9 protein-coding genes are annotated in these 10,640 nt (G+C 71.3%); 2 read left to right on the top strand and 7 right to left on the bottom strand.

Annotated features, from left to right (window positions below):
* Positions 1 to 279: 279 nt before the first annotated feature.
* The 5 genes from ACFYXC_RS09020 to ACFYXC_RS09000 all read right to left on the bottom strand — a co-directional run bounded on the left by ACFYXC_RS09020 (position 280) and on the right by ACFYXC_RS09000 (position 5,150).
* Entirely contained in the window at positions 280 to 1,395 is a 1,116-nt protein-coding gene (locus ACFYXC_RS09020) for an ATP-binding protein (RefSeq protein WP_388912864.1), read from the bottom strand.
* Between the two features lie 338 nt (positions 1,396 to 1,733).
* The gene (locus ACFYXC_RS09015; RefSeq protein WP_055509869.1) at positions 1,734 to 2,471 is read right to left on the bottom strand and encodes a response regulator transcription factor; all 738 of its coding nucleotides are present in this window, start codon (positions 2,469 to 2,471) and stop codon (positions 1,734 to 1,736) included.
* Positions 2,472 to 2,583: 112 nt separating this feature from the next.
* Positions 2,584 to 3,327 carry a spermidine synthase gene (locus tag ACFYXC_RS09010; RefSeq protein WP_389548702.1) on the bottom strand — a complete coding sequence of 248 codons (744 nt, stop codon included), beginning with the start codon at positions 3,325 to 3,327 and terminating at the stop codon, positions 2,584 to 2,586.
* A gap of 150 nt (positions 3,328 to 3,477) precedes the next feature.
* A complete protein-coding gene (locus tag ACFYXC_RS09005; protein WP_389548699.1) occupies positions 3,478 to 4,371 on the bottom strand; it encodes a hypothetical protein in 894 nt (297 codons plus the stop codon).
* A 95-nt stretch (positions 4,372 to 4,466) separates the two neighbouring features.
* Positions 4,467 to 5,150, bottom strand: coding sequence for a GNAT family N-acetyltransferase (locus ACFYXC_RS09000; RefSeq protein WP_389548697.1), 684 nt, complete (start codon positions 5,148 to 5,150; stop codon positions 4,467 to 4,469).
* Between the two features lie 224 nt (positions 5,151 to 5,374).
* On the opposite strand from ACFYXC_RS09000, the gene lon reads away from it, so the two are divergent.
* Positions 5,375 to 7,801 (top strand): endopeptidase La, encoded by a 2,427-nt coding sequence (gene lon, locus ACFYXC_RS08995; RefSeq protein WP_389548695.1) that lies wholly within the window; start codon positions 5,375 to 5,377, stop codon positions 7,799 to 7,801.
* 80 nt (positions 7,802 to 7,881) lie between these two features.
* Here the strand turns inward: lon and ACFYXC_RS08990 are convergent, their stop codons facing one another.
* Positions 7,882 to 8,739: a lysozyme gene (locus ACFYXC_RS08990; protein WP_389548692.1), complete on the bottom strand. Its 858-nt coding sequence runs from the start codon at positions 8,737 to 8,739 to the stop codon at positions 7,882 to 7,884.
* A 219-nt stretch (positions 8,740 to 8,958) separates the two neighbouring features.
* Between ACFYXC_RS08990 and ACFYXC_RS08985 the strand changes: the two genes are divergently transcribed.
* Entirely contained in the window at positions 8,959 to 9,465 is a 507-nt protein-coding gene (locus ACFYXC_RS08985; RefSeq protein WP_388912867.1) for a MarR family winged helix-turn-helix transcriptional regulator, read from the top strand.
* A gap of 269 nt (positions 9,466 to 9,734) precedes the next feature.
* On the opposite strand, the gene ACFYXC_RS08980 is transcribed toward ACFYXC_RS08985, so the two are convergent.
* Entirely contained in the window at positions 9,735 to 10,520 is a 786-nt protein-coding gene (locus ACFYXC_RS08980; protein ID WP_389548689.1) for a hypothetical protein, read from the bottom strand.
* Positions 10,521 to 10,640: the final 120 nt, after the last annotated feature.

The following is a 10,640-nucleotide window of genomic DNA, read 5'->3' as shown; positions in this document are numbered from 1 at the left end:
CACAAGGTGATGGACAGCGGGAATAAAGGCTACGCCCCCCGGACCGTGTAGGTCAGTCCGGGCCTGGTCATCGTCGCGTAAGTCACATCAGAAAGCGTGTTTCGGCGGTGGAAATGGCGGGAAACAAGCGAGGTTCCGATGTCGAACGGACGCGTCTGCTCAGGACCGCAGCCCCGGAAGGCCGAGTTCCCGTGCGACGAACGCACGATGACACGTGTCCTGCTGCCCGATCACGTGGATCTTGGGCTCTTGCCTCGAACCCTACGTCAACCTGTCCAGCTAGGGCACTCCCGGAAGAGTGACCTGGATTCTGCAGCCGCGTTCGGATTCGGCCACGCCGATCCGGCCACCGTGCAGATCGACCGCCCAGCGGGCGATCGCGAGCCCCAGACCCGTACCGCCGTCGCTGCCCGGACCGTGCGGCGCGACGACCCCGCCGCGGTTGAACCGCTCGAAGACCCGGTGCCACTCCGAGCGCGGGATGCCGGGGCCCTCGTCCAGGACCTCCAGGTTCAGGGACTCGGGGCCGTCGCCGCGCCGGGCCCTCACCGTGACCCGGCCGTGCGGCGGGCTGTGCTTGACCGCGTTGTCGATGAGGTTGGCGACGACCTGGTGGATCCGCTCCGGGTCCACGTGCGCGGTCAGTTCGGGGGGTGACACATCGAGGTGCAGATGGACGTCGGTGCGCGTGTGGCTGCCGGAACCGGAGGCGATCCCCGCGCGCGCGGACGCCACCATGTTGGCCTCCTTCAGTACGCCGGACAGGTACGGCCACACCTCGAAGCGGCGTTTGCGCAGCGGGACGACGCCGTTGTCCAGGCGGGAGAGGTCGAGGAGCGTCTCCACCAGGCGCCCCAGCCGCTCGGTCTGCTTCAGCGCCGTGCGCATCGTCTCGGGGTCGGCGGCGGAGACACCGTCCACCACGTTCTCCAGGACCGCGCGCAGGCCGGCGATGGGGGTGCGCAGCTCGTGCGAGACGTTCGCCACGAGCTCCTTGCGCTGGCGCTCCTGGGCCTCCAGGTCGTCGGCCATGCGGTTGATCGTCTGGGCCAGGTCGCCCAGTTCGTCGCGGCGGTCGGCGCCCCTGACGCGGCGCGTGTAGTCGCCGTGCGAGATGCCCCGCGCGACCGTGCTCATCTCGTCCAGCGGGGCGGTGATCGAGTGCGCCACGAACTGGGTGATCAGCAGCGTCGCGATCATCGAGAAGACCGTGATGAAGCGCAGCTCCGTCTCGGTGCGCACCGCGATCATCAGCAGGCCCGTGGTGATGAAGACCGAGACGACGACCAGCGTGCCGAGTTTCGTCTTGATGGAGAAGGGGCGCACATCACCCCAGGAACTCGAACCGGCGCCGAATCCCGCCGCCGTCACGCCTGACGTCGTACCGGCCGTCATGTCGGCCGTCGTGCCGGTCACCGGTGGCGAAGCCGGAGCCGGCGGGAGAGAGGGCGGTGGAGTGGCGTCGGGTGCCGCTCCCGCGTCCGATCCGGAAGCGGTGCCCGGGCCGGCGGCCGACGCCTCACCTGCGCCGGAAGGCGCGCCCCCGCCCGCGTCCGAAGCCGCGCCCGCACCGGAACCCGCGGCACGGGAACCCGTGACGCCGGAACCCGCCGGACCGAAACGTGCCGGACCGGAACGCGCGCCGGTGACCGGCCCCGTGACCGCCTTGACGCCCCTGCGCAGTACGCCGCGACCCCTCATCACACCAGCCCCCTCGATCAGGGTGCCCGACTCTAGGGTGTCGGGGTCTCCAGCGCGTAGCCCACGCCGTGCACCGTACGGATCCGCTCGGCGCCGATCTTCCGGCGCAGCGCCTTGATGTGGCTGTCCACGGTCCGGGTGCCGGACGCGTCCGCCCAGTCCCACACCTCGGCCAGCAGCTGCTCCCTGGAGAGCACCGCGCGCGGTGTGTTGGCCAGGCAGACCAGCAGGTCGAACTCGGTCGGCGTGAGGTGCACGTCCTCGGAGCGCACCCGCACCCGGCGCTGCGCGTGGTCGATCTCCAGCTCGCCGAGGCGCAGGATGCCGGAACGCGGCGTGGACGCGGCCAGCGCGGCCCGCTCGACCCGTCGCAACAGAACGTGCACGCGCGCGGCCAGCTCCCGCATGGAGAACGGCTTCGTCATGTAGTCGTCGGCGCCCACGCCGAGCCCGACCAGCATGTCCGTCTCGTCGTCGCGCGCGGTGAGCATCATGACCGGCACCGGACGGGCCGCCTGCACCCGGCGGCAGACCTCCAGGCCGTCGAAACCGGGCAGCATGATGTCCAGGATCAGCAGGTCGGGCTGCCATGCCTCGGCCGTGTCCACGGCGGCCGGACCGTCACCCGCTGTTTGCACGAGGAACCCTTCGGCGCGCAGCCGGGCGGCGATGGCGTCCACGATCGTCGGATCGTCCTCGACCACCAGCACCCGGCGCTGCGCGCCCGGCGTGGCCGCCGTGCCGTTGTGCGAGGTGTGTGTCTGCTCCATCGCCCGCCCCTACGTGTGCTTTCCGGAATCAGTGGGGTGATTCCATGACTGCGCTTGACGCTTGAATGATCGGCGTCAGAGCAGCAGGGTACGGGCAGTGACCGTCGCTCGGCTATCCAGGTCTTACCGCGAGATGCACCGCGTCCGGAACGCCTCGGGCAACCGGGATCTCTTCGGTACGCACCCGCTGGAACCCGGCATTCTGCAAGCTTCTTGCGAAATCAGGCGCAGGTGCGGCCGACCAGACGGCCAGTACTCCGCCGGGCCGCAACACCCTTGCGCACGCGGCGAGTCCGGCCCGCGAGTAGAGGCTCTCGTTGCCCTCTGTGACGGTCCACCCGGGGCCGTTGTCGATGTCGAGGCACAGCGCGTCGTACGTGTCGGATGTCTCATGGACGTGCGCGACGAGATCCACTTCGACGATCTCGGTGCGCGGGTCCGCGAGCGCGTCGGCGGACAACTCGGCGAGCGGCCCGGACCGGTGCCAGTCGATGACGGCCCGTTCTCGCTCGACGACGGTGATCCGGCCCCAGCGGGGGTCGGCCGCGGCGTGGGCGAGGGAGAAGCCGACGCCGAGACCGCCGATCAGGACCTCCGGCGCGGTGCGTCCGTCCGGCGAGTCCAACCCGTCCAACCCGTCCGGCCCGTCCGGCCCGTCCGGCCCGACGAGCGCGTCCAGCGCGGCATCGACGAGCCGTCTCTCGGAGCGGCCGTCGGAGGTGTCCATGAGGAAGCAGCCGTTGGCGATGATCTGCAGCAGTCCGCCGTGGCGGCGCAGCACGACCTCGCCGTACGGCCCCTCGCGGCGGTCGATGACTTCCGGGATGTCGTGAGCGGTGTCGTACGAGGCGGTCATGACCTCATCCTGGCAAAGCCCACCCGGCCGGGGCAGCCGTTTTCGGCCGGCGGGAACGCGTCCCGCAGCACGCCGGCGGGAACGCGTCCCGCACCACGCCGACAGGAACACGTCCCGCTCCGCGCCGGGCGGGACACGGACTCGGGCGGATCAGTCCCAGGACGGCGCCGGGGAACCCGTAGGGGAGTCGTAGGGCACGGGCCTGCCCGTGAACGCGTCGAGGAGCAGGCGGTCGCCGGCCGGGCGGTCCAGTTCCACCGTCACCTCCCTGGACCGCAGGTCGTCCGTGCACGGGCCGTCGGAGCGGCCGCGGATCCAGGCGGAGAACACCACGTTGTCCCCGGTCTCCAGCACGTCCACCGCCGGCCCCTCGTCACAGGAACCGTGGTGGGCCCGCAGGACGACGGTCCGGCCGTCGGCCGACACGGAGGTGAGCCCGGCGAGCGGATGCAGGGCGTCCGACGTCCGCGCGACGGGCTTGATCGGCGGCGGCGGCAGTTTCGAGGGTCCGGCCGCGACGCGCCGGAGCGGTGTGTCGTACCCCGCGACGGTGAAGTGCCAGGCGGGCACGGTGGCGGGGCCACGGCTGGTGGAGAGGGTCATCGTGCCGAGCCGCGCCCCGGTCACGACGAGGGAGGGGCCGGGGTTGAGGCCCCGGGCGAGCTTCTCGTAGGCGGCCCGCGCGGAGGAGACGGGAACGGTGAGCGAGCCGCCGCCGCGCCAGCGGACCTTCCCCTTCGCCGGCGGATCCGCGGAGAGCGGCGCGCGCAGTTCGAAGTTCTGGGTCTCGTACGCGTGCTTGTCGGCCTCGTTGCGGAAGGCTCCCTCGGGCAGCTGGACCGCGTCGTCCAGCGGGAAGTACCCCTCGCGCCAGGTCTGTGCGGCCTTCGAGCCCTCCCAGGCGTCGGAGACCTGGCGGGCGCGTACCCCGGTCCGCTCCGGATCGTGTGCCGGGCCGGTCCCGGCGCTCTCGTCGCCGCACGCCGCGGCGCCGGTGAACAGGCCCAGCGCGAGGAGGAGCCGTGACAGTTCGGTGGTCCGCATGATGCCCCCGGGGCAGACGAAGGGAAGGGTCCGACGACGCCGTCGGAAGCTGTCTTCCGACGGCGTACCTCAGACGCGGGGGCTTGCTGGGACGTTCAGCGCCCGGCCGGGAACTCCCCGTGTCCACGGCCTGTGCACCGCGCGCTCGTCAGCCTCGCCACCACGCTCCACCCCAGTGACTCGTACAGGCCCCGTCCCTCCGGCGTGGCCGCGAGGACGCCCGTCCCGGCGCCCCGGGCGACCGCCGCGTGCGCGAGGGCGCGCATGACGAAGCGGCCCAGACCCCTGCGCCGGTGTGCCGGTGCCGTCTCGATCTGGTCGGCGACCGCCGTGGCCCCGGTCGGGGCGATCTGCCCGCGTGCGGCGCAGGAACCGTCCGGGGCGGCGAGCAGGACGCGGGTGACCCCGCCGCGGGACCAGGTGCGCAGCCGGTAGCCGTCCGGCACGGGTGGCGCGGGCGGCGCGGGCTCCGCGGTGAAGGGCGTCGACATCAGGTACCCGGGCTCGGGGTCGACCCACCAGCCCTCTCCCAGCCAGGGAGCGACGCGGGCGGGCTCCGCGAAGACCTTGAGCCACACCCCGGCCCCGGTCACCGACTCCGCCACCTTCCGGACGGTGGCCTCCTCGACCCGGTCCTCCGTCGCGCCCAGCACGTGCCGGGTGACGTGCTGGGCCAGACCCACGTCCACCGTGTACCCCCAGGGCTCGACCACCGGGGGTGCCGCCCCGCGCGAGACGACCCACCCGTCCACCCAGGACCGCACGACCTCGTTCCCCACGACCGCCCCCGCCTTCCCCCGGATGTCACCGGACGTGCCACCGGTGTCGATGGAGCTGAGTAATAGCCCAAAAGGCCGAATGGCTATTACTCGTCGAGACGATACGCCGAGCGTGACCGGGCCCGACAGAAGTGATCGCTCACAGCGAACAGCAGTGGGGGAACATTCGAGGGCTCACGTGCATTGAGTCGGCATAGCTCAACTTGAATGCCGAAGGGGAGATCATGGCTTTGACGTCCGAACCGCTCACTCTGCCCGTGCTGCCGCTCGACGACGAGGTCGTGCTGCCCGGCATGGTGGTGCCCCTCGACCTGAACGACGCCGATGTACGGGCCGCGGTGGAGGCCGCCCAGGCCGCCGCGCGGGCCGGCGGCGCCAGTGGGTCCAGCAAGCCGAGGGTGCTCCTTGTTCCTCGGATCGACGGCACGTACGCGAACACGGGTGTGCTCGGCACGGTCGAGCAGGTGGGACGCCTCGCCGACGGTGACCCGGGCGCTCTCATCCGCGGCCGGGGCCGGGTGCGTGTCGGTGCCGGTACGACCGGACCGGGCGCGGCTCTGTGGGTGGAGGGGGTCCAGGTCGAGGAGACCGTGCCGGACCCGCTGCCCGGCGCCGTGACCGAGCTGGTCAAGGAGTACAAGGCGCTGGCCACCAACTGGCTGAAGAAGCGCGCCGCCTGGCAGGTCGTGGACCGCGTCCAGCAGATCGACGACGTGGCCACGCTCGCCGACAACTCCGGCTACTCGCCGTTCCTGACGACCGCCCAGAAGGTCGAGCTCCTGGAGACCACCGACCCGGTGGCCCGGCTGAAGCTCGCCACCGAGCAGCTGCGCGAGCACCTCGCCGAGCAGGACGTCGCCGAGTCCATCGCCAAGGACGTGCAGGAAGGCGTGGACAAGCAGCAGCGCGAGTTCCTGCTGCGGCGCCAGCTGGAGGCCGTGCGCAAGGAGCTGCGCGAGCTGAACGGCGAGGCGGAGGGTGAGGAGTCGGACGACTACCGGGCCCGCGTCGAGGCCGCCGACCTCCCCGAGAAGGTCCGCGAGGCCGCCCTCAAGGAGGTCGAGAAGCTGGAGCGCTCCAGCGACCAGTCGCCCGAGGGCTCGTGGATCCGCACGTGGCTCGACACCGTGCTCGAACTGCCGTGGAACGAGCGCACCCAGGACGCGTACGACATCCAGGGCGCCAAGTCGGTCCTGGACGCCGAACACGCCGGTCTGGAGGACGTGAAGGAGCGGATCACCGAGTACCTGGCGGTCCGCAAGCGCCGTAACGACCGCGGTCTCGGGGTCGTGGGCGGCCGGCGCGGCGGCGCCGTGCTCGCGCTCGTCGGGCCGCCCGGCGTCGGCAAGACCTCGCTCGGCGAGTCCGTCGCGCACGCCATGGGCCGCAAGTTCGTCCGCGTCGCCCTCGGCGGCGTACGGGACGAGGCGGAGATCCGCGGCCACCGGCGTACGTACGTCGGCGCGCTGCCCGGCCGGATCGTACGGGCGATCAAGGAGGCCGGGTCCATGAACCCGGTGGTCCTGCTCGACGAGATCGACAAGGTCGGCTCCGACTTCCGGGGCGACCCGGCGGCGGCCCTCCTCGAAGTCCTCGACCCGGCCCAGAACCACACCTTCCGGGACCACTACCTGGAGGTCGAGCTAGACCTGAGCGACGTCGTCTTCCTGGCCACCGCCAACGTGCTGGAGGCCATCCCGGAGGCGCTGCTCGACCGCATGGAACTGGTGCGGCTCGACGGGTACACCGAGGACGAGAAGGTCGTCATCGCGCGCGACCACCTGCTCCCGCGCCAGCTGGAGCGGGCCGGTCTGGAGAAGGCCGAGGTCACCCTCGACGAGAGCGCGCTGCGGAAGCTGGCCGGCGAGTACACCCGTGAGGCGGGCGTGCGCAACCTGGAGCGGTCCGTCGCACGGCTGCTCCGCAAGATCGCGGCGCAGCACGAACTGGGCGACCGCGAGCTGCCGTTCACGGTCGGCGCCGACGATCTGCGCGCGCTGATCGGCAGGCCGCACCACGTGCCCGAGTCCGCCCAGGACCCGGCCGAGCGCCGCACGGCGGTGCCCGGGGTGGCGACCGGCCTCGCCGTCACCGGCGCCGGCGGTGACGTCCTCTTCGTCGAGGCGTCGCTGGCCGACCCGGAGACGGGCGCGGCGGGGCTGACCCTGACCGGTCAGCTCGGCGACGTGATGAAGGAGTCCGCGCAGATCGCGCTGTCCTTCCTCCGCTCGCACGGCGCCGAACTGGAACTGCCGGTCGCCGACCTGAAGGACCGGGGCGTGCACATCCACTTCCCGGCGGGCGCGGTCCCGAAGGACGGCCCGAGCGCGGGTGTCACGATGACGACGGCACTGGCCTCGCTGCTGTCCGGCCGCCTGGTCCGTACGGATGTGGCCATGACGGGCGAGGTGTCGCTCACCGGCCGGGTGCTCCCGATCGGCGGCGTCAAGCAGAAGCTGCTCGCCGCGCACCGGGCGGGAGTCACCACGGTGATCATCCCGAAGCGCAACGAGGCCGACCTGGACGACGTCCCGGCCGAGGTCCTGGAGAAGCTCGACGTCCACGCGGTGACCGACGTCCGCCAGGTCCTGGAACTGGCGCTCGCACCGGCGACCAGCGGCGCGGTGACGGAGGTTCCGGTGGCGGCGTGACGGACGCCACCGGTCAGGGAAGGCCCGGGGTCCTCTTCGTGAGGGGCCCGGGCCTTCGGCGTACCTGCGGAGCGTGCAGATCAGCCGTTGGCCAGGGCCACCACGCGGTCGAGGGCGCCGTTGAACCTGTTGTGGTCGCCGACCGTCGGGCCGGAGGAGGTGTACTGCCACATCGTGTAGTAGCTCCAGCCCGCCGGCAGAGTGCCCACCGCCGAGGCGTAGCGGGCGATCCACAGGGGGTTGGCGGCGGCGAAACCGGCGTAGTCGCCGGTGCACTGGGTCCACCAGCTGGTGGCCGTGTAGATGACGGCGTCCCGGCCGGTACGGGCCCTGTACTGGTTCAGGAAGTCCCGGATCCAGGTGACCATCGCGCTCTGCGTCTTGCCGTAGCAGGCCGCCCCGTACGGGTTCCACTCGATGTCGAGCGCGCCCGGCAGCGTCCTGCCGTCCCGCGACCAGCCGCCGCCGTGGTCCACGAAGTAGTTGGCCTGCGCGGCACCGCCCGTCGTGTCGGGGGTCGCGAAGTGGTACGCGCCGCGGACCATGCCGACGTTGTACGAGCCGTTGTACTGCTGCGCGAAATAGGGGTTCGTGTAGTACGTCCCCTCGGTGGCCTTCACGTAGGCCCATCTGACCCCGCTGCTCCACAGGGTCGACCAGGCGACGTTGCCCTGGTGGCTGCTGACGTCCACGCCCTCCGTCTGCGCGGCGTCACCGGGGGTCGGCAGACCGCCCTGGCCGTCGTGCGGGATGACGCCCATGCCCATGTGGGCGGAGCCGCGGGGCGGGACGTCGGCCGCGCGGACGGGATGGGCGAGGAGCAGGGAGAAGGCGAGGAGCAGGACGCACACCGCGCAGGGGCGCGTCCTGGGGAGGCGCGTCCGGTGGGGGGCGGCCGCGTGCGGGGGGTGGGACGTTCCGGATCTGTGCACGGACATGTGCGTGCCTCCGCATACTCGGTGGTGCCCGTGGGGGCGGGGTTGGCGTGGGCATGCCATGAGGTACTGGTTGAAGACGCTACGCACCGGGACGACGGGCGGGGAAGGGGGGCCGGAAGCTGCCGTTGGTCTATTCCTGCGAAATACTGGCCGAGCTGCGGCAATGGCGGTCTTTGACGGAAACTTTCAGGATCGGGAAACCGGGTCATGGGTGCTGACGTGCACGAGGGCGGTAACGATGACGGGGGCCGGACGCGAACCGGCGGCCCGGGAAATGGTGTGGACCAGGGCGCCGTGGATCAGGAGTTCCTGGCGCTGGAGCGGGAGTTGACCGTCCTCCTGCGGCGGGCCCGGGCCTCCTCCGGGGAGATGGTGCGTGCGGTCCATCCCGACCTGGAGTCCTCCGCGTACGGGCTTCTCGTGCGGCTCGAGGAGCGGGGGCGGCAGCGGGCGACCGAGCTCGCCGCGTACATCGGGGTGGGCAAGGCGACGATGTCCCGGCAGTTGCGGGCGCTCGAGGAGCTCGGGCTCGTCGCCCGGGAGCCGGATCCCGCGGATGGGCGGGCCTGGCTCGTTCATCTCACGGAGGTGGGGCGGGAGCGGTTCCGGACTGTGCGGGATGCTCGGCGGGCGCGGTATGTGAGTGAGCTTGCCAGCTGGGATCGGGGGGAAGTGGCTGAGCTTGCGCGGTTGTTGCAGCGGTTGAATCGGGGGGTGGGGGGCTGAAACGGGCTGCCGCCCGGGGTGGGTTGTTCGTCGGGTGCGGGTTCGTTGTGGCTGGTCGCGCAGTTCCCCGCGCCCCTCAAGAGATTGCGCCGTTCCCCGCGCCCCTGAAATGACTGCGCAGTTCCCCGCGCCCCCAAAGGTTGCGCAGTTCCCCGCGCCCCTAAAAAGATTGCGCCGTTCCCCGCGCCCCCGGAACGACTGCGCCGTTCCCCGCGCCCCTTAAAGACTGCGCCGTTCCCCCGCGCCCCCTTGAAGCAGCTTTGTCTCTGTCAAAGGTGTACGTGTACGACCGTTGCGTCGTCGTGGGTTTTGGAGGTGGGGTGGGGGGTTTTGGTCTTGGCTGCCAGTTCCAGGGTTCTCACCTGGTTGATCAGGTGTTCGGCTCCCTTCTTGTGGATCAGGGTGAAGAGGTCCGTCCAGGTGCCCTGGGCGAACTTCTCCACCCAGCGGGTCGCGCCGTCCGTGAGGGCGGTGAGGGTGCGGACCTCGGGGCGGGGGAGGGTGCCCGTGACGGCGCGGAGCGCGACCGCGGGGTCCGCCGCGGCCGTGAAGAAGCCGCCCTCCTTGTTGCGCAGGGTCGCGTCGGTCGCGGCGTGCGAGGTCAGCGTGGCGCGCGGGACCAGGGAGAGGCGGTCGTCGAGGACGGCGGTGACCGTGCCGGCGGGGGACTCGACGAGGAGCACCGAGTCCGAGAGGACCAGGTACTCCACGCACTCCGGCGACCAGCGGGCCAGCACCACGGTGGCCTGAGGCGTACGCGGGTGAGAAAGGTCACAGGTCGTCCGATGTGCGTCCGCGGTACGCGTGATCGCCTGCGCCAGGACCTCCGTGAGCGTCAGATCTCGCCGTGAAACGGACAGTTCACCCAGTGCGCCGCCGAGCCGTGCGGTGAACCAGGGGACGGAATGCAGACAGCCGTGGTCGGTCGCGGGAGGCGTCACGCCGTCCAGGACGACGATCGAACCGCCTTGTCCGGAAGCCGGAAGTCCTACTGACGCGTAGTCCTCGTCGGGGCGGGCGGGGTCACCGGGTACCGAGATCAGTTCCGAGCGCATCCGGCCAGTCTGCACGAGCCCTTCACAAGCTTCGCCAAAGGCGGGCAACTGTCGTGCAATTGACCGGGACCAGCAGGTCAGACGCCTGTTTTGCGATGAATCCCCGACTCCTGTGAAGCG

It is taken from the genome of Streptomyces sp. NPDC002701, from assembly GCF_042889045.1.
Lineage (GTDB): Bacteria > Actinomycetota > Actinomycetes > Streptomycetales > Streptomycetaceae > Streptomyces.
Note: the sequence above shows the minus strand (reverse complement) of the source record. Positions and strands in the feature narration are given on the sequence as shown.